Origin of the sequence: Pseudomonas sp. 2FG, from assembly GCF_005502935.1 — a bacterium.
Taxonomy (GTDB): Bacteria; Pseudomonadota; Gammaproteobacteria; order Pseudomonadales; family Pseudomonadaceae; genus Aquipseudomonas.
In genome coordinates this window covers 62,929-79,914 of the sequence record NZ_SCMP01000003.1, presented here as the reverse complement: position 1 = coordinate 79,914, position 16,986 = coordinate 62,929, and the positions used below count along the sequence as shown (strand labels likewise).

The window sequence follows — 16,986 nt, the reverse complement described above, 5'->3', positions numbered from 1 at the left end:
TCGTAGTTTCGGTCAATCAGTTTGACTTATTTTTCTTTGCCTTTGCTACCGGTGACTTGAATGGCCTTCTCCGAACGTATCACCCGCCTAAAAAGCTCTTTGATCCGCGAAATCCTGGCCGCGGCGCAGCGTCCGGAAGTGATGTCGTTCGCCGGTGGCCTGCCGGCCGAGCCGATGTTGCCGCGGGTGGAGTGGGCGGACATGCCGACGGGCATGGGCCAATACGGCATGAGCGAAGGCGAGCCAGAGTTGCGTGAAGCCATAGCCGCCGAAGCGCGTGAGCTGGGCGTACCCTGCGACGCCAGCCAGGTGCTGATCGTCAGCGGCTCGCAGCAGACGCTGGATCTGGCCGCCAAGCTGTTTATCGATCCGGGCACCGAGGTGCTGCTCGAGGCGCCGACTTACCTGGCCGCGCTGCAAGCCTTCCAGCTGTTCGGCGCCGACTGCATCACCGTGCCGCAGGAAGCCGATGGCCCGGAACTGCTGGTGCTGCGCCAGCGCCTGGAGCAGCACAAGCCGGCGTTCGCCTACCTGATCCCGACCTTCCAGAATCCGTCCGGTGTGCGTTACAGCGAAGCCAAGCGCGATGCCGTGGCGGCGCTGCTGGACGAGTTTGGTGTGACCCTGATCGAGGATGAGCCTTACCGCGAACTGGTGTTCGACGCTGGCAGTGCCACACCAATCGTCAGTCGCCTGCAGAAGGCCAGCTGGATCTACACCGGCACCGTCTCGAAAACCCTGTTGCCGGGCCTGCGGGTGGGCTTCCTGATTGCCACGCCGGATCTGTTCCCGCACCTGCTGCGGCTCAAGCAGTCGGCGGATCTGCACACCAACCGCATCGGCCAGTGGCAGGCACTGCAGTGGATCGGCACCCGGCATTACCGTGAGCATCTGGCCGAACTGCGGGACTTCTACCGGGTGCGCCGCGATGCCATGCAGGTCGCGCTGGACGAGCATTTCGGCGAGCTGGCGAGCTGGAACATTCCCCAGGGTGGGCTGTTCTTCTGGCTGACCCTGAAGCAGCCGCTGGACACCCGCACGCTGCTCAAGCCGGCGCTGGAGCAGAACGTGGCCTTTATGCCGGGTGAGCCGTTCTTCACCCATCCGGAGCAGAATCCGGGCTATCTGCGGCTGAATTTCAGCCATATCGCGCCGGAGCGTTTGAGCGAAGGGCTCCAACGACTGGCCAAGGTGATTCGCCAAGCACAAACCGCCGAGGCGGCTTAACAGGAGGTTGCGATGTACAAGGTTTACGGCGATTACCGCTCGGGCAACTGCTACAAGATCAAGCTGATGTTGCATCTGCTCGGCAAAGAGTCGAAGTGGGTGCCGGTCGATATCCTCAAGGGTGAGACCCAGACCCCCGAGTTTCTCGAGATGAACCCCAACGGCAAGATTCCGGTGCTGCAACTGGAAGACGGCAGCTGCTTGTGGGAATCGAATGCCATCCTGAATTTTCTCGCCGACGGCAGCGAGTTCCTGCCGAGCGAGCCGCGCCTGCGTACCCAGGTGTTGCAGTGGCAGTTCTTCGAGCAATACAGCCATGAGCCCTATATCGCCGTCGCGCGCTTTATCCAGCTGTATCAGGGCATGCCGGCCGAGCGTCTGGAGGAGTACCAGACCTGCCAGGTGCGCGGCCACAAGGCGCTGAAGGTGATGGAGCAGCAGCTCAAGCGCACCGCGTATCTGGTCGGCGAGAGTTACTCGATTGCCGATATTGCGCTCTACGCCTACACCCATGTGGCCGCCGAGGGCGGCTTCGACTTGAGCGGCTACCCGGCGATTCAGGCCTGGTTGCAGCGCGTCGCCAGCCACCCGAGGCATGTCGCTATGCTCGACTGAGCGTCGTGCGGACTAAGACTAAAATCGGCCATTGGCCGGTTTTCTGCCGGCAGAAATGGCGAGATGGCCGCGGTGAATGTGCGTTGCCTGGCTGGGGTGGAGTTGGAGACGCTGAAGGTGACTAAGGTCGATGGCCGCAGCCGCTAGTCGTCGGTGGACTCGTCAGCCTAGAGCGTTGCGTATTGAGCGGTGAGTTGCCCTTGGCCTTGGCTCATAGCCCGAGCATCGCCAGGCCATGAGCTTATGAGCTAGAGCGGTTTAGTACGCCGCAAAGCGGTCTTGCAGGTATTGCATGATGACCTTGGACTCGTACATCCAAGTGACCTGGCCGTTTTCCTCGATGCGCAGGCACGGCACCTTGATCGCCCCGCCCTCGGTCAGCAGGGTTTGCCGGTCCTGTGGGTTGTTCTTCGCATCGCGCAGGGCGATTGGCAGGTTCAGGCGATGAAGGGTACGACGGGTGCGCACACAGAAGGGGCACGCGTGAAATTGGTAGAGCGATAGACCCGCGGCGGCCTGATTGACCTGGGCCTGTGCTTCGGCGGGGCGACGCAGCTTGCGTGGCCGGGTGATGAAGTCGATGAACACGATCAGTTGGCCCAAGCCAACTCTTAATGCCTTGATAAACACTGCAGCCTGCCCTTTCGGTGACGATTCGAGGGTGGCAGCTTACCTGAATGTGCCGAGGCTGGCCCCAGTTAAGGACAGCAGGTAGGCGTAGGGTGGGCTTCAGCCCACCACGCAGCCTGTATCGGTGGGCTGAAGCCCAGCCTACAAAAGCCCGGCCTAGTTGAAAAACTGCTTGATCGAGCGCGAGAACCAGCCGCCGGCGCGCTTATCACTGACCAGGGTGTTCATGTTGTCCTTCACCGCCTGCACATAGCCGGCATCGTCGGTGCGGATATGGTTGAACAGCCAGCGCGAGAGTAAGCCGATGAGTTCCTGGGTGATGTCTTCGCCGGCCTTGAAGCGCAGGTTGTAGTCGCTCACCCGGCCAATGAAGATTTCATGGACGCGCTTGTGCGGGCGGCTGAACTCGTAACCCGCCTCCTCCAGCAGCGATTCTTCGAAGGCGAAATGCGACAGGGTGTAATCCACCAGTTCGTTCAGCACATCGCCCACTTCACTGCGACTGCGCCCATGCTCCTGGGCTTGGTGCAGTAGGTTGATCATGTCGACGATGCGTTTGTGCTGATCGTCGATGACTTGAATGCCGGTGTTCAGGTCGTCTTGCCAGGTCAAATAGGCCATTTAACTCATTCCTTAGCGTGCCGCTCACCTGCATGTGAGCGCTTCGCCAAGACTACCCAGGGCGTCTAGAACGCGGCCTGACACAGATCAACCAATGCGTGCGCCGAGCCTGGATCGAGTCGTGGAGCAAGGCTATTGATTCGAAACGGTGCTTAGCGATCCCAGGGCGGCACGCCGCTAAACGCCTCGACCAAAAAATCCACCATCACCCGCACCTTGGCACTCAGGTGACGACGGCTTGGGTACATGGCCAGTACGTCGATTTCCGCTAAGCGATAGCCGGGCAGCAGCGGCACCAGTCGGCCTGCGCGTAGGTCGTCACCGATCAGGAAGGTGGGTTGCCAGATCACCCCGCGCCCGGCCAATGCCGCAGCCCGAGCGGTATCGCCATTGTTGCAGTGCATCTGGCCAGTCACTTTCACGCTATGGGTCTTGCCGTCAGCGTCGCTGAAGTGCCACTCGTCGCCCGAGTAGGTGTAGCAAACGCAAGCATGCTCGCGCAGATCAGTCGGGGTCTGGGGCTGGCCGTGACGTTTCAGGTAGTCAGGCGAGGCGCACAGAATATTTTGCGAGGTCGCCAGTTTGCGCGCCGCGTGGCTGGTCGTACCGGCGCGGGAGATGCGGATGGCCAGGTCATAGCCATCCTCGACGAGATCGACAACCCGGTCGTTCAAGGTCACATCGAGTTCCACGTCGGGGTACTTCTGCATGAACTCGGGCCACAGTGGCGCCAGGTGCAGAATGCCGAAGCTCAGCGGTGCGTTGATCCGCAGCCGGCCGCGTGGCTGCAACGAACTGGATGAGACCAACGCCTCGGTTTCCGCGACCTCGTCGAGGATGGATTTGCTCCGTTCGAAGAGCGCTTCGCCGCTCTCGGTGAGCGAGAGTTTGCGTGAACTACGATTCAGCAAGCGGGTACCGAGGTGCGACTCTAACTCGTTGACGTAGCGGGTCACGTTGGCGGGCGAGGTGTCGAGGGCATCGGCTGCACGGGTGAAACTGCCGCGACTCACCACCGTCACGAACACTTCAAAGGCGCGCAAGCGGTCCATTTTTCACTCTCGCTTTGTTCATAAAAGATGAACGATAAGAGCATTTTTACTGCCTTCTTCCAACTCAATCTGAAGCATAGATTTACCTCCAACGACTAGCGCATCCGGCGCCAGCCGATACAACGCAGAGCTGAGGTGAAAATGGGACGTTTGACTGGAAAAGTAGCCATAGTCACGGGCGCGAGTTCAGGCATTGGCCTGGCCACCGCCAAACTGTTCGCCGAGGAAGGGGCGAAAGTCGTAGTTGCCGCCCGCCGTGACGCCGAACTGGCGAAGCTGGTCGCCGAGATCGGCGCCGCCGGAGGTGAAGCCGTCGCCCTGGCCGGTGACGTGCAGTCGGAAGACTTTGCGAAAGCCTTGGTGGCCCTGGCGGTCGGCCGCTTTGGTCGCCTCGATATCGCCTTCAATAACGCCGGTACTCTGGGCGAGCAGGCGCCGACTACCGAGGTCTCTGAAAAGGGCTGGACGGAGACCTTGGCAATCAACCTGACCAGTGCCTTTCTAGGCGCCAAGCACCAGATCCCCGAGATGATCAAGCAGGGGGGCGGCTCGATTATTTTCACCTCGACCTTTGTCGGCTATTCCTTCGCCTTCCCTGGTGTTGCCGCCTATGCCGCGAGCAAATCGGGATTGATCGGGCTGACCCAGGCGCTGGCCGCCGAATACGGCCCGCAGGGTGTACGCGTCAATTCGATTTTACCGGGCGCGGTGGATACTCCGATGTACCGCGACATGAACGACACGGCGGAGTCGCAAGCCTTTATCACCAACCTGCACGCCCTGAAGCGTGTCGCTAAACCGGAAGAGCTGGCCCGTTCAGTGCTCTATCTCGCCTCCGACGACTCCGCGTTTGTGACCGGTACGGCCTCCTTGGTCGATGGCGGCGCCTCGATCACCCGTACCTGAGGCAACCAAGCAGCGGTCTGCAAGATATAAAAAAACCGGCGCAAGGCCTAATGCCGATCAGTTAAGCCTCACGGCTTGACCTTTGGCCGCAAAAAAACAGAATCCGATGCCTGAACTGGCATCGGATTTTTTTATGCGTCTCGCTCGGGCACTGGAACTGACCCACAACATCGCCTCCACCCCTAACTCAATCGAGGGGTTGGATTCATTGCTCGACCCTTCCTTGGTCGAGCAGGCGCTGGAACACGCTGGCGTCGCGACCCTACGCAAGCGACGCTTGCCGTTGGAAATGATGCTCTGGTGCGTCATCTCCATGGCGTTCTTTCGGCGCATGTCGGCTTGGGATGTGGTCAGTCGAATGAACATCATGCTGCCTGGGCAGCGCCCCTTGGTCGCGCCCAGCGCTGTAGTCCAAGCCCGTCAGAGACTGGGCAGCGAGGCGGTACGACAAGTCTTCGATCTGACTCAGAAAAGCTGGCATGAAGCCGCAGACCATCCGACCTGGGCCGGCTTGCGCTTACTGGGGGTCGACGGAGTTGTTTGGCGCACACCAGATACGCCGGAGAACCGTGAACGCTACGGCAGTGCCAGCAACCAGCATGGCGATACCGGTTTTCCTCAGATACGCATGGTGTGTCAGATGGAATTGACCAGCCACTTGCTGATCGGCAGCGCTTTTGATGGCTATCGCAGCAACGAAATGAAACTGGCCGAACAGCTCATCGAAACTACGCCTGACCACTCGTTGACGCTGTTTGATCGCGGCTTTTATTCCTTGGGTTTACTGCATCAATGGCAGCAGGCAGGTATCGAGCGTCACTGGCTGATGCCGCTGCGCAAAGGTGCGCAGTACGAGGTGGTCAAGCGTCTGGGACGCCAGGATGCTGTTGTCTCGTTAAGCACTTCGCCGCAGGCCCGCAAACAATGGCCGGGGCTGCCGGAGCGCCTGATGGCGCGACTTCTGAGCAAAACCGTCAAGGGCAAGGTTCGCCAGATCCTGACGTCAATGGCCGATCCTCTACGTTTCCCACCCGACGAAATTGTCGATCTGTACAGCCAGCGATGGGAGATCGAATTAGGGTTTCGGGAAATGAAACAGACGCTGCTAAACAGCAGCTATACGTTGCGCAGCAAGACACCCGGGATGATCGAGCAGGAGCTTTGGGGGGTGTTGTTGGGTTACAACCTGTTGCGCTATCAGATGGTGGAAATGAGCCGACATTGTCCGGGTATTTACCCGTGTGAAATGAGTTTTACAGCCTGTACCTGGGCGATCTTAGGGTTCATCAACAGCGTTTCAGCCGACCGTTCAGGGAATATCCCCAAGTACTTGGCTGAGTTGCATGCTTCTGCCATGCATTACGTTCTACCTCATCGGCGTGAGGAGCGCATTTATCCCCGTGCGATCAGGCTCAAATCTCCGAAGTATCCGATCAAAAACAAAAATGCCAGTCAGCTTAACTGACTGGCATTAGGCGCAAGGCCGATTTTTTATGTCCTACAGATCAGTTGATCAGGCTGAGGAATTCGCTGCGGGTGGCGGCGTTTTCCCGGAATTCGCCGAGCATCACCGAGGTAACCATGGTGGAGTTCTGCTTCTCCACGCCGCGCATCATCATGCACATGTGCTGGGCTTCGATGACTACCGCGACGCCCAGAGCTCCGGTGACCTGCTGAATGGCTTCGGCGATCTGGCGGGTGAGGTTTTCCTGAATCTGCAGGCGCCGCGCGTACATGTCGACGATCCGCGCGACCTTGGACAGGCCGAGCACCTTGCCGTTGGGAATGTACGCGACATGCGCCTTGCCGATGAAGGGCAGCAGGTGGTGCTCGCATAGCGAGTACAGCTCGACGTGCTTCACCAGCACCATTTCGCTGTTGTCGGAGCTGAACAGGGCGTCGTTGACGACTTCGTCGAGGTTCTGCTGATAACCGCGGCAGAGGTACTGCATGGCTTTGGCGGCGCGCTTGGGCGTGTCGAGCAGACCTTCGCGGGAAGCGTCCTCGCCAAGCTGGCCGAGAATCGCGGTGTAGTTCTGTTCCAGGGACATGGATCTACCTGTGAGGCTTTTATGGACAGGGTACAAAGACGCAGGGTAGGGCAGCGACGCTGCGACTGGCAAGGGTTGTGGCGTAACTGATTACTCGTCGCGACCGTCCAGCATGGTGCGTTTGAGCATCAGGTAAATCGCCCCGGTGCCGCCGTGTTTGGGCAGGCATGAGGTGAAGCCGAGCACTTGCGGATGCTGGCGTAGCCAGGTGTTGACGTGGCTTTTGAGCATGGGCCGTTTGCCATCCAGGCGCACCGCCTTGCCGTGGGTGATGCGCACGCAGCGCACTTCGAGCTTGGCCGCCTCGGCAAGGAATTCCCACAGGGTGTCGCGGGCTTTTTCCACGCTCATGCCATGTAGGTCGAGGCTGCCCTCGAAGCCGATCTGACCCAGCTTGAGTTTGCGCATCTGGCCTTCTTGCACTCCGTCGCGGGCCCAGTTCAGGGCATCTTCCGGGCCGACGTCGATGACAAACTGATCGGACAGGCCGTCGACTTTCAGCGCGCCCTCGCGCACGGTCGCGGCCTGGCGCAGGGTGGCGATGCGCGCGCGATCGGCCTTGGGTTTGCCGGTGTCGGCGCGGTCGTGCTGGATCGGCTTGACGCCGCGAATCTCGGATTTGAACAGGGAAAAGTCGTCGTCTTGCATAGAGGCCTCCGCGAAGGCGCCTAGTGTAACCATTCGCGCGGCAGTGGCGTCAGTCGCGCTTCTTCAGCAGGTGGGGCGCCAGGCTCAGGTCGCTGGGCCGGCGCAAACGCCGCCGACATCTGCGCCAGGCAATCACGCCGACCCACAGCAGCAACAAGCCAACCACCAACCAGATGCCGGCGGCGCTGGGGGTCGCATTCAGCGAGCCTAATGCCGGCGGGCGGCCGAGCAGGGTCGCGGCGCCCGCCATGGCCAGCAGGACTCCGAGCGCCGCGAACAGCGCGGAAAGGCCTGCGCCGAGGCGCCAGCGCCAGCTACTCGGGCCGCGTTGGCGGAGGCGGCGAGCATCGAAACCACCGGATATTTTCATGCCGCTTTCCTTTAAGGGTATCGGCGCTATGACCGACACCTGGTGGCGAGGTTCAGCCAGCGCTGCTGAGTAGACCTGGGCGCCGCGACAAAGTGCCGGGCGAGTTGCTTAGCCGGCCTGTTAGACCAACGCCTTGGCGTGCGGCACCAGGGCTGCGAAATTGTCCGCCAGGGCGGCCATTTCGGCGCGATGGAGGGCTTGGGCCGTGATCAGTCCGTCGCCATAGGGCAGGTCGCGGGTGGCGCAGGCGCTATCGACCAGGGTGCAGCGATAGCCGTAATCCTTGCAGGCGCGCACGGTGGTGCTGACGCTGGAGTGGGTCATGAAACCGCAGACGATCAGGTCGAGGCGGCCGAGGGCTTGCAGCCGGTCGTGCAGTTCGGTGCCGGAGAAGGCATTGGGCAGACGTTTCTCGACCACGATTTCACCCGGCAGTGGTGCCAGTTCGGGGAGGAAGCGCCCGCGTGGGCCTTGCGGGTCGAGAAAGCCGCCGGGAACACCGAGGTGTCTCACATGCACTATGGGCGAGCCGGCGGCACGGGCGGCGGCGAGTAGCTTGGCGATTTCGCCGACAGCCGCATCCAGGCCCGGCAAGGGCAGCGCACCACTGCGGTATTCCTCCTGTGCATCGATGATCAGCAGGCAGGCGTGACTCAGGCTGGCCGGTGCGTAACTTCGGCCGGTAAGCTGGAGTAAGGTTTGTGGTTGGGACATGACATGGCTCCTGACAGACGCAGATTGTCACCATTGTCGCCTCCGCGGTGTTGGCTGTGAACCTTTTTGCAGACTCTTTGTCGTGCTGGGTGCGGCTGCAGGGGCGGGCGCAGAGCCGCCGGAAGAAATCAACGGAGGCGCGCGCGGCTTCGGCTAAAATGCTCGCCTTCACTCTGGAGATGCCGCCGTGACAGCTTCGACCTCCCAATTGCGCACCTTGCGCGACCATATCCGCTGGGCCGTCAGCCGCTTCCATGCCGAAGCGTTGTTTTTCGGCCACGGCACCGATAATGCCTGGGATGAGGCGCGCCAGTTGGTGCTCGGCGCCGTGCATCTGCCCTGGGACATTGCCGACAGTTACCTCGATTGCCGTTTGGAGGACGATGAGCGCGAGCATCTGCAGACGCTACTCAAACAGCGCATCGAGGAACGCGTGCCGACGGCTTATTTGCTCGGTGAGGCCTGGTTCTGCGGGATGCCCTTCGTGGTCGATGAGCGTGTGTTGATCCCCCGTTCGCCGATTGCCGAGTTGATCGAGCGGCACTTCGAGCCCTGGCTGCCACAGGAGCCCGCGCGGATTCTCGACCTGTGCACTGGCTCCGGTTGCATCGGCATCGCCTGCGCCTATGAATTCCCCCAGGCCGAAGTGGTGCTCGCCGATCTCTCGTTCGAGGCCCTGGAAGTGGCGAACCAGAATATCGAGCGGCATGACCTGGAAGAGCGCGTCTACACCGTGCAAGGCGATGGTTTTGCCGGTCTGCCGGGGCAGCGTTTCGACCTGATAGTGTCGAATCCGCCCTATGTCGACGCCGAAGATTTCGCCGAGATGCCGGCGGAATACCATCACGAGCCGGCCCTGGGTCTGGCTTGCGGAGACGATGGCTTGGATCTGGTGCGCCGCATGCTGGCTGAGGCGGCCGAGCATTTGACCGAGAAGGGCGTGCTGATTGTCGAGGTCGGCAACAGCCAGGTGCATGTCGAGGCGTTGTATCCGGAGGTGGACTTCACCTGGCTGGAGTTCGAGCGCGGCGGCCATGGCGTGTTTCTCCTGGCTGCCGAGCAGTGCCGTCAGCATCAGGCGCTCTTTCGTTCGCGGGTCAATGGCTAAGTGCTAGCGGCTCCAATGGCGGATGGCACTGTGCTATTGCAGGATAAAGCCGATGATCTGCTCGGTCAGCTCTCGTGCCAGCGGTAATTGCGGGTTGTTATAGGACGCCAGTTGCTGCTTGGCATCATTCGGGACGATGCGCAGCACATGGTTCATGCCCTCGATCAGCACCAGTTGGGCATCCGGCTTGGCCGCTTTAAGCGCCTGGGCATCTCGTATGCCGACCTGAATGTCGTGGCTGCCCTGGATGATCAGGGTCGGTATCCGCAGCTTGGCAAAGGCCGCGGCCGGCTCTTGGCGAAACAGCGAGATCAGGTAGGGCTGCACACTGGGGCGGAACAGGACCTGCAGCTCGGCGGGCACCTCTGGCACCGGTTGCCCGGCTTTCAGGCTGTCGATCAGCTGTTCGCTCCTGGCCAGCAGTGCGGGCGGCAGGCGCAAGCGCAGTTGTTCGCGCAGCACCTGGTCGATCGGGCGCGAGCTGCCGGCGATGGCAATCAGCGCATCGGCGCCTGCGGTTGCGGCGGCGAGGCTGGCGATCAGCGCGCCCTCGCTGTGGCCGATCAGGATCAATTGGCCGAAGCGCGGATCGGCCTTGAGCTGCTGCCCCCAGGCCGCCGCATCGGCCACATACTGCTCGACGCTGAGGTCGCGTTCATCCGGGGTGGCCGCCTGACTGGCGGCGACGCCCCGCTTGTCGTAGCGCACGCTGGCAATCCCGTGCTGGGCCAGCGCTTGGGCCAGGCGCTTGAGGTTGTCGTTATGCCCGCCGCCGGGGTTGTTGCCGTTGCGGTCGGTCGGGCCGGAACCGGCGATCAGCAGGGCGACCGGCACCGCGACAGCGGTTTTCGGCAGCAGCAGGGTGCCGTGCAGTTCGCCGCTGCCGGTGTCCAGGCTGATCGGGCGTTGCAACAGGGTGTAGGGCGTAGCCTGGGCCAGGCCGGTCAGCAGAGGGAGGATCAAGGCGAGCACTCGCAGCATGGGGCAACTACTTCAAGGGACAGTAAGCGGTTGGAGGCGCCGCCAGGAGTTTGTCAGTTCTAAGTCCGACAGACTCCTGAGGATAAGGTTCGAGGATGAACTGCGTGGGCACGGCGGGTATACTTCTCGGCCTTTGTTTGTGGCTGATTTTCGCGGAGCGTCCTGCATGTCCGGCAATACCTACGGCAAGCTGTTCACTGTCACCACCGCCGGCGAGAGCCATGGCCCGGCCCTGGTCGCCATCGTTGACGGCTGCCCGCCGGGGCTGGAGCTGTCGCTGGCCGACTTGCAGCGTGACCTCGATCGGCGCAAGCCGGGCACCAGCCGCCACACTACCCAGCGCCAGGAAGACGACGAGGTCGAGATACTCTCCGGGGTGTTCGAAGGCAAGACCACGGGCTGCCCTATTGGTCTGCTGATCCGCAACACCGACCAGAAGTCCAAGGACTACTCGGCGATCAAGGATCTGTTCCGTCCGGCCCATGCCGACTACAGCTACCAGCATAAATACGGCATCCGCGATTACCGCGGCGGCGGCCGCAGTTCGGCCCGCGAAACCGCCATGCGCGTGGCGGCGGGTGCCATCGCCAAGAAATACCTGGCGACCCTGGGCATCAGCGTGCGCGGTTACATGAGCCAGCTCGGCCCGATCGAGATCCCGTTCAAGAGCTGGGACTCGGTCGAAGAAAACGCCTTCTTCAGCCCCGACGCGAGCAAGGTGCCCGAGCTGGAAGCCTATATGGACCAGCTGCGCCGCGACCAGGATTCGGTCGGCGCGAAGATCACAGTTATCGCCGAAGGCGTGCTGCCCGGCCTGGGCGAGCCCATTTTCGACCGTTTGGACGCCGAGTTGGCCCATGCGCTGATGAGCATCAATGCGGTGAAAGGCGTGGAGATCGGCGCCGGCTTCGCCAGCGTCGCCCAGCGCGGCACCGAGCATCGGGATGAGCTGACTCCGCAAGGTTTCCTCAGCAATAACGCCGGCGGCATTCTCGGCGGGATTTCCTCCGGCCAGCCGATAGTCGCCCATCTGGCGCTGAAGCCGACCTCCAGCATCACCACGCCGGGTCGCTCGATCGATGTCCACGGCAATCCGGTCGAGGTGATCACCAAAGGGCGTCACGACCCCTGCGTCGGCATTCGTGCCACGCCGATTGCCGAGGCGATGATGGCCATCGTGCTGTTGGATCATCTGCTGCGTCAGCGTGGGCAGAACGCTGAAGTGCGGGTGGCTACGCCGGTATTGGGGCAGCTGTGAGCGACAAGCCCACGTTGTGCCTATGAGCGATATTCCCTACTGGCGCCTATCCAGCTTCTACCTGTTCTACTTCGCGTTGCTCGGCGCCACGGCGCCGTTTCTGGCGCTGTATTTCGATCACCTGGGGTTCTCTGCGGCCCGCATCGGCGAGCTGGTGGCGATCCCCATGCTGATGCGCTGCGTGGCGCCGAATCTCTGGGGCTGGCTCGGTGACCACACGGGACGGCGGTTGGCGATAGTGCGCTTTGGTGCGCTCTGTACCCTGTTTTGCTTCAGCCTGATCTTCATCAGCACCAGCTACGCCTGGCTGGCGCTGATCATGGCGCTGCATGCGTTCTTCTGGCATGCGGTGTTGCCGCAGTTCGAAGTGATCACCCTGGCTCATCTGAAAGAACAGGCCGCGCGCTACAGCCAGATCCGCCTGTGGGGCAGCATCGGCTTCATTCTCACGGTGGTCGGGCTGGGCAAGCTGTTCGAGCTGCTCAGTCTGGACGTCTACCCCTGGGCCTTGATCCTGATCATGGCCGGCATCGTCATCAGCAGTTGCTGGGTGCCCAACGCCCAGCCGCAGGCGCGGGCCAACCGGCTGGGCGAGGGCGGGTTTATCGCCCAGCTGCGCCGCCCTGGAGTGCTGGCGTTTTACCTGGCTGTGGCGTTGATGCAGCTGAGCAATGGCCCTTACTACACCTTTCTGACCCTGCATCTGGAAGCGCTCGGCTACAGTCGAGGTCTGATCGGTCAGCTCTGGGCGCTCGGTGTGGTGGCGGAGATCGTGCTGTTTCTCGGCATGGCGCGGATACTCCAGCGCTTTTCCTTGCGCCAGGTGCTGCTGGCCAGCTTCCTGATTACGGTGGTGCGTTGGCTGCTGCTGGGCAATCTGGCCGATCATCTGCCGGTGCTGCTGGTCGCGCAACTGATGCACGCGGCGACTTTCGGCAGCTTCCACGCCGCCGCCATCCATTTCGTGCAACGCAGCTTCGGCGCCCAGCAGCAGGGCCAGGGTCAGGCAATGTATGCAAGCGTCTCCGGTATCGGTGGTGCACTGGGGGCGCTGTACGCCGGCTACAGCTGGAATACCCTGGGCCCGGCCTGGACCTTTGCCATCGCCAGCCTGGCGGCCTTGGCCGCGGCGGTTATCATCGGCCTGCGCTTGCAAGGCACTGAATTGACAGCAACTGACTTAAACGAGGAGCGTGCATGAGCCGCGAACAACTGGCCCAGGAAATCATCGAAGCCGGACGCTTCCTCTACGGCCGTGGCTGGTCGCCGGCCACCAGCAGCAACTATTCGGCGCGCTTGTCGGTTCACGAAGCGCTGCTGACCGTGTCCGGTAAGCACAAGGGCCGGCTCGGCATGGATGACCTGCTGGCCACCGATCTGGCCGGCAACAGCCTGGAAGCGGGCAAGAAGCCCTCGGCGGAAACCCTGTTGCACACGCAGTTGTATGCCTGGAAGGCGGAGATTGGCGCGGTGCTGCACACCCACTCGGTCAACGCCACCGTGCTGTCGCGGCTGACCGCAGGCGATCATCTGGTCTTCGAAGATTACGAGCTGCAGAAGGCTTTTTCCGGTGTCTCGACCCATGAATCGAAAGTCGTGGTGCCGATCTTCGACAACGACCAGAACATCGCCCGTTTGGCCGGCAAGGTGCAGCCCTGGCTGGAGGCCAACCCGGAATGCGTCGGTTACCTGATCCGTGGCCACGGTCTTTATACTTGGGGGCCGAGCATGAGCGACGCGTTGCGCCAGATAGAGGCTTTCGAGTTTCTCTTCGAATGTGAATTGAAAGTGTTGAGCATCCAGCATCGAGTATAAAAAAATGAGCAGCCTGACCGTCTACCACGAATCCTCCCCCGATCTGCCGAACAAGGTGTTGACCCATCTGGAAGACATCGCCTCGACCCTGGCGGCGGTCGGCGTGCGTTTCGAACGCTGGCAAGCCGCCGCACCGATAGCCGCCGGCGCGGGGCAGGACGAGGTGATAGCTGCCTATCGCCCGCAGATCGAGCAACTGATGAACGAGCGCGGCTATGTCACCGTCGATGTGGTCAGCTTGACCCGCGATCACCCGCAGAAGGCCGAACTACGTGCCAAGTTCCTCGCTGAACACCGCCATGGGGAAGACGAAGTGCGCTTCTTCGTCGCCGGTCGCGGCTTGTTCACCCTGCACATCGAGGATTACGTCTACGCCGTGCTCTGCGAGAAGAACGACCTGATTTCGGTGCCCGCCGGCACCCGGCACTGGTTCGATATGGGTGAGCATCCGCATTTCGTGGCGATCCGGCTGTTCAATAATCCTGAGGGCTGGGTCGCGCAGTTCACCGGCGAAGACATCGCCAGCCACTTCCCACGGCTGGAAGACTGACGCCTAAGCACCGATTTCTGGAGTTAATCATGTCGATCAAAGCCATCCTCACCGATATCGAAGGCACCACCAGCGCGGTGAGTTTTGTTTTCGAGGTGTTGTTTCCCTATGCCGCGCGCCATCTGCCGGATTTCGTCCGGAAGAATGCCGAGCAACCGGCCGTGGCGGCGCAACTGGCGGCTGTGCGGGCCGAGAGTGGCGAAGCGCAGGCGGATTTGCCGCGGCTGATCGAGATACTGCTGGGCTGGATCGCCGAAGACCGCAAGGCCACGCCGCTCAAGGCGCTGCAAGGCATGATCTGGGCCGAGGGCTATCAGGCGGGCCAGCTCAAGGGGCACGTCTACCCGGATGCGGTGGAAGCGCTGAAACGTTGGAAGGCGGAGGGCTATGAGTTGTACGTCTACTCCTCCGGCTCGATCCAGGCGCAGCAGCTGATTTTTGGCTGTTCGGTCGCTGGTGACCTGTCGCCACTGTTCTCCGGCTACTTCGACACCACCTCCGGGCCCAAGCGCGAGGCCGCGTCCTACGCCCGCATCGCCGAGCGCATCGGTCGCCCGGCGGATGAAATCCTCTTCCTCTCGGACATAGTGCAAGAACTGGACGCCGCGCAGCAGGCCGGTATGCCGACCTGTGGCCTGGCCCGCGAGGGGGGTGAATTGCCGGGGCATCCGACCGTGGCCAGTTTTGCGCTGATCGACCTCAACGGCTTCTAAAACCTCTCGAGCCAGGGTGTCCACCCACAGGTTCTTAGAGCAACCACGCGCCTTCCAGTTGCAGCAGCAGTTGCTTGCGCTCCAAACCGCCGGCGTAACCGGTGAGGGTGCCGTTGCTGCCGATCACGCGATGGCAAGGGATGACCACCGCGATCGGGTTGGCGCCATTGGCGGTGCCGACGGCGCGCACGGCTTGCGGCCGAGCAATCTGCTGGGCCAAATCGGCATAACTACAGGTACGGCCGAAAGGGATTTCCAGCAAGGCCTGCCAGACCTCACGCTGGAACGGCGTACCGGCCGGCGCCAGGCGCAGTTGGAACTCTTGGCGCTGGCCGGCGAAGTACTGGTCGAGTTGCCGGCAAGCGTCATCCAGTTGCTGTGTGGCGGCTTGCCAGTCCTCTGCCAGTTCCCAGGGTTGTGCCGCATCCATATGCAGCAGGCGCAGGCCCTGGTCATCAGCGGCGAGCAGCAGGGGGCCGAGTGGGCTGTCGTGGTAACGGTAATACATGGCTTCAATCCTCTGCGTAGCTTTGCCAGAGATACATGGCGGCGTAGGCGCGCCAGGGGCGCCAGGCTTCGGCCCGGGCCGCGAGTGTGCGGGCGCTGATGCCACCGTCGCCCCAGATCCGCGCTTTCAGCAGTCCTAAGTCGGCAACCGGAAAGGCATCCGCCACGCCAAACGCGCGCAGGGCGATATATTCGGCGGTCCAGGGGCCGATGCCCGGCAGTGCGCAGAGGCGCCCGACCAGCGCTTCCACGCCGTCATCGGCATGCAGGGCAAGGCCGCCCTCATGTACGGCGCGGGCGAAGCGTTGCAGGGTTTCCACGCGCCTGCCCGGCATGCCGATGCCGTCCAGCACGCTAGCGGCGATGGCTTCGGCAGTCGGGAACAAGCGTTGCGGGCCCTCTGCCGACGCGTCCGCCAGCGTGTCGCCCAGCCGCGTCACTAGGCGCCCGGTGATAGTCACCGCGGCCTTGACTGTGACTTGCTGACCGACGATGGCGCGCACCGCCTGTTCGAACGGATCGAAGGCCGTGGGCAGGCGCAGGCCCGGGTAGCGCTCGACCAAGGGCGCCAACAGCGGGTCGGTGCGCAGGTGGGCGGCAATCGGCGAGGTGTCGGCATCCAGGTCGAACATCCGCCGTACCCGTGTCACCAGCGGCTGGGTCAGGCTGCTGGCGGAAGGGCTCAGGCTGAGCTCCAGAGCGGCTTCATCGGCCAGCGGGCGCAGCTTGAACCAGCCGCTGGTCGTACCCAGGCGGAAGTTGCGCTGGTAGCCGTGGGGCGTCAAGCGTTCCACCTCGGGCAGGCAGCGCAAGGCGAAGTACTGCTGGAACTGCTGCCAGCTCCAGGGCTCGAGATAGGGCAGGCGCATGGGCTCGTTGCGCTGCGCAGGGACTGGCGAGGGTTGGGGGCTGAAGTCGCTCATGGGGCCGACGATAACTCCCAGAGCGAACCGCTGTCGTGCCGAATCTGACTTTCAATCCAGGCTGAGTCAACGCTTGCTGCCAGTAATCTCAAGGCTTCCAAGCCCCTTAGCGATCCTCTGTTCGAGCTCTACGCGACTGCTGCCTTACCTCTGCCTTACCACTGCTCGGCCATTGCTCGACAAGATTGAGGACTGAGTAGCAGAAGGAGGCAGGCCAGATCCAGGCGCATGGCGAACGGTAGTGAGCGTAAGGCTCGTTACGCTGCGCAGGGAGTGGCGAGGGTTGGGGGCTGAAGT

20 protein-coding genes are annotated in these 16,986 nt (G+C 62.2%); 10 read left to right on the top strand and 10 right to left on the bottom strand.

Annotation, left to right across the window (positions count from 1 at the left end):
- The first annotated feature begins 60 nt into the window (after positions 1-60).
- Together FFS13_RS03865 and FFS13_RS03860 are read left to right on the top strand one after the other, a co-directional pair.
- Complete coding sequence (locus FFS13_RS03865; RefSeq protein ID WP_137817797.1) at positions 61-1,227, top strand: PLP-dependent aminotransferase family protein; 1,167 nt, start codon at positions 61-63, stop codon at positions 1,225-1,227.
- A 12-nt stretch (positions 1,228-1,239) separates the two neighbouring features.
- Positions 1,240-1,842 (top strand): glutathione S-transferase family protein, encoded by a 603-nt coding sequence (locus FFS13_RS03860; protein WP_137817796.1) that lies wholly within the window; start codon positions 1,240-1,242, stop codon positions 1,840-1,842.
- Positions 1,843-2,100: 258 nt separating this feature from the next.
- Here the strand turns inward: FFS13_RS03860 and FFS13_RS03850 are convergent, their stop codons facing one another.
- The 3 genes from FFS13_RS03850 to FFS13_RS03840 all read right to left on the bottom strand — a co-directional run bounded on the left by FFS13_RS03850 (position 2,101) and on the right by FFS13_RS03840 (position 4,145).
- Positions 2,101-2,472, bottom strand: coding sequence for a glutathione S-transferase N-terminal domain-containing protein (locus tag FFS13_RS03850; RefSeq protein WP_137817795.1), 372 nt, complete (start codon positions 2,470-2,472; stop codon positions 2,101-2,103).
- A 156-nt stretch (positions 2,473-2,628) separates the two neighbouring features.
- A complete protein-coding gene (locus tag FFS13_RS03845) occupies positions 2,629-3,093 on the bottom strand; it encodes a bacteriohemerythrin (protein ID WP_137817794.1) in 465 nt (154 codons plus the stop codon).
- Between the two features lie 152 nt (positions 3,094-3,245).
- On the bottom strand, positions 3,246-4,145 hold the full coding sequence (locus tag FFS13_RS03840) for a LysR family transcriptional regulator (RefSeq protein ID WP_137817793.1): 900 nt from the start codon (positions 4,143-4,145) through the stop codon (positions 3,246-3,248).
- 141 nt (positions 4,146-4,286) lie between these two features.
- Between FFS13_RS03840 and FFS13_RS03835 the strand changes: the two genes are divergently transcribed.
- Both FFS13_RS03835 and FFS13_RS03830 read left to right on the top strand, forming a co-directional pair.
- On the top strand, positions 4,287-5,051 hold the full coding sequence (locus FFS13_RS03835) for an SDR family oxidoreductase (protein WP_137817792.1): 765 nt from the start codon (positions 4,287-4,289) through the stop codon (positions 5,049-5,051).
- 133 nt (positions 5,052-5,184) lie between these two features.
- On the top strand, positions 5,185-6,516 hold the full coding sequence (locus FFS13_RS03830; RefSeq protein WP_137818003.1) for an IS4 family transposase: 1,332 nt from the start codon (positions 5,185-5,187) through the stop codon (positions 6,514-6,516).
- Between the two features lie 40 nt (positions 6,517-6,556).
- On the opposite strand, the gene folE is transcribed toward FFS13_RS03830, so the two are convergent.
- From folE to FFS13_RS03810, 4 genes are all read right to left on the bottom strand, one after another.
- Complete coding sequence (gene folE, locus FFS13_RS03825) at positions 6,557-7,102, bottom strand: GTP cyclohydrolase I FolE (RefSeq protein WP_137817791.1); 546 nt, start codon at positions 7,100-7,102, stop codon at positions 6,557-6,559.
- A gap of 90 nt (positions 7,103-7,192) precedes the next feature.
- On the bottom strand, positions 7,193-7,750 hold the full coding sequence (locus FFS13_RS03820) for a Smr/MutS family protein (RefSeq protein ID WP_137817790.1): 558 nt from the start codon (positions 7,748-7,750) through the stop codon (positions 7,193-7,195).
- Between the two features lie 49 nt (positions 7,751-7,799).
- Positions 7,800-8,120 carry a hypothetical protein gene (locus FFS13_RS03815; protein WP_137817789.1) on the bottom strand — a complete coding sequence of 107 codons (321 nt, stop codon included), beginning with the start codon at positions 8,118-8,120 and terminating at the stop codon, positions 7,800-7,802.
- A 120-nt stretch (positions 8,121-8,240) separates the two neighbouring features.
- A complete protein-coding gene (locus FFS13_RS03810; RefSeq protein ID WP_137817788.1) occupies positions 8,241-8,834 on the bottom strand; it encodes a cysteine hydrolase family protein in 594 nt (197 codons plus the stop codon).
- 187 nt (positions 8,835-9,021) lie between these two features.
- Here FFS13_RS03810 and prmB point away from each other — a divergent pair, with 187 nt between their 5' ends.
- Positions 9,022-9,942: a 50S ribosomal protein L3 N(5)-glutamine methyltransferase gene (gene prmB, locus FFS13_RS03805; RefSeq protein WP_137817787.1), complete on the top strand. Its 921-nt coding sequence runs from the start codon at positions 9,022-9,024 to the stop codon at positions 9,940-9,942.
- Positions 9,943-9,975: 33 nt separating this feature from the next.
- Here the strand turns inward: prmB and FFS13_RS03800 are convergent, their stop codons facing one another.
- Positions 9,976-10,923: an alpha/beta hydrolase gene (locus FFS13_RS03800; RefSeq protein ID WP_137817786.1), complete on the bottom strand. Its 948-nt coding sequence runs from the start codon at positions 10,921-10,923 to the stop codon at positions 9,976-9,978.
- A 166-nt stretch (positions 10,924-11,089) separates the two neighbouring features.
- On the opposite strand from FFS13_RS03800, the gene aroC reads away from it, so the two are divergent.
- From aroC to mtnC, 5 genes are read left to right on the top strand one after another with little or no spacing between them, the layout of a single operon-like run.
- Positions 11,090-12,181 carry a chorismate synthase gene (gene aroC, locus FFS13_RS03795; protein ID WP_137817785.1) on the top strand — a complete coding sequence of 364 codons (1,092 nt, stop codon included), beginning with the start codon at positions 11,090-11,092 and terminating at the stop codon, positions 12,179-12,181.
- A gap of 22 nt (positions 12,182-12,203) precedes the next feature.
- A complete protein-coding gene (locus FFS13_RS03790) occupies positions 12,204-13,382 on the top strand; it encodes an MFS transporter (RefSeq protein WP_137817784.1) in 1,179 nt (392 codons plus the stop codon).
- Positions 13,379-13,996: a methylthioribulose 1-phosphate dehydratase gene (locus FFS13_RS03785; protein WP_137817783.1), complete on the top strand. Its 618-nt coding sequence runs from the start codon at positions 13,379-13,381 to the stop codon at positions 13,994-13,996. The genes FFS13_RS03790 and FFS13_RS03785 overlap by 4 nt, the downstream gene beginning before the upstream one ends.
- 4 nt (positions 13,997-14,000) lie before the next feature.
- The gene (locus FFS13_RS03780) at positions 14,001-14,546 is read left to right on the top strand and encodes an acireductone dioxygenase (RefSeq protein ID WP_137817782.1); all 546 of its coding nucleotides are present in this window, start codon (positions 14,001-14,003) and stop codon (positions 14,544-14,546) included.
- 29 nt (positions 14,547-14,575) lie between these two features.
- Positions 14,576-15,259, top strand: a complete 684-nt coding sequence (gene mtnC, locus FFS13_RS03775) for an acireductone synthase (RefSeq protein WP_137817781.1) — start codon at positions 14,576-14,578, stop codon at positions 15,257-15,259.
- A gap of 34 nt (positions 15,260-15,293) precedes the next feature.
- On the opposite strand, the gene FFS13_RS03770 is transcribed toward mtnC, so the two are convergent.
- On the bottom strand, positions 15,294-15,767 hold the full coding sequence (locus FFS13_RS03770; RefSeq protein ID WP_137817780.1) for a methylated-DNA--[protein]-cysteine S-methyltransferase: 474 nt from the start codon (positions 15,765-15,767) through the stop codon (positions 15,294-15,296).
- A gap of 4 nt (positions 15,768-15,771) precedes the next feature.
- Positions 15,772-16,689 (bottom strand): DNA-3-methyladenine glycosylase, encoded by a 918-nt coding sequence (locus FFS13_RS03765; RefSeq protein WP_256657807.1) that lies wholly within the window; start codon positions 16,687-16,689, stop codon positions 15,772-15,774.
- Between the last annotated feature and the right edge of the window lie 297 nt (positions 16,690-16,986).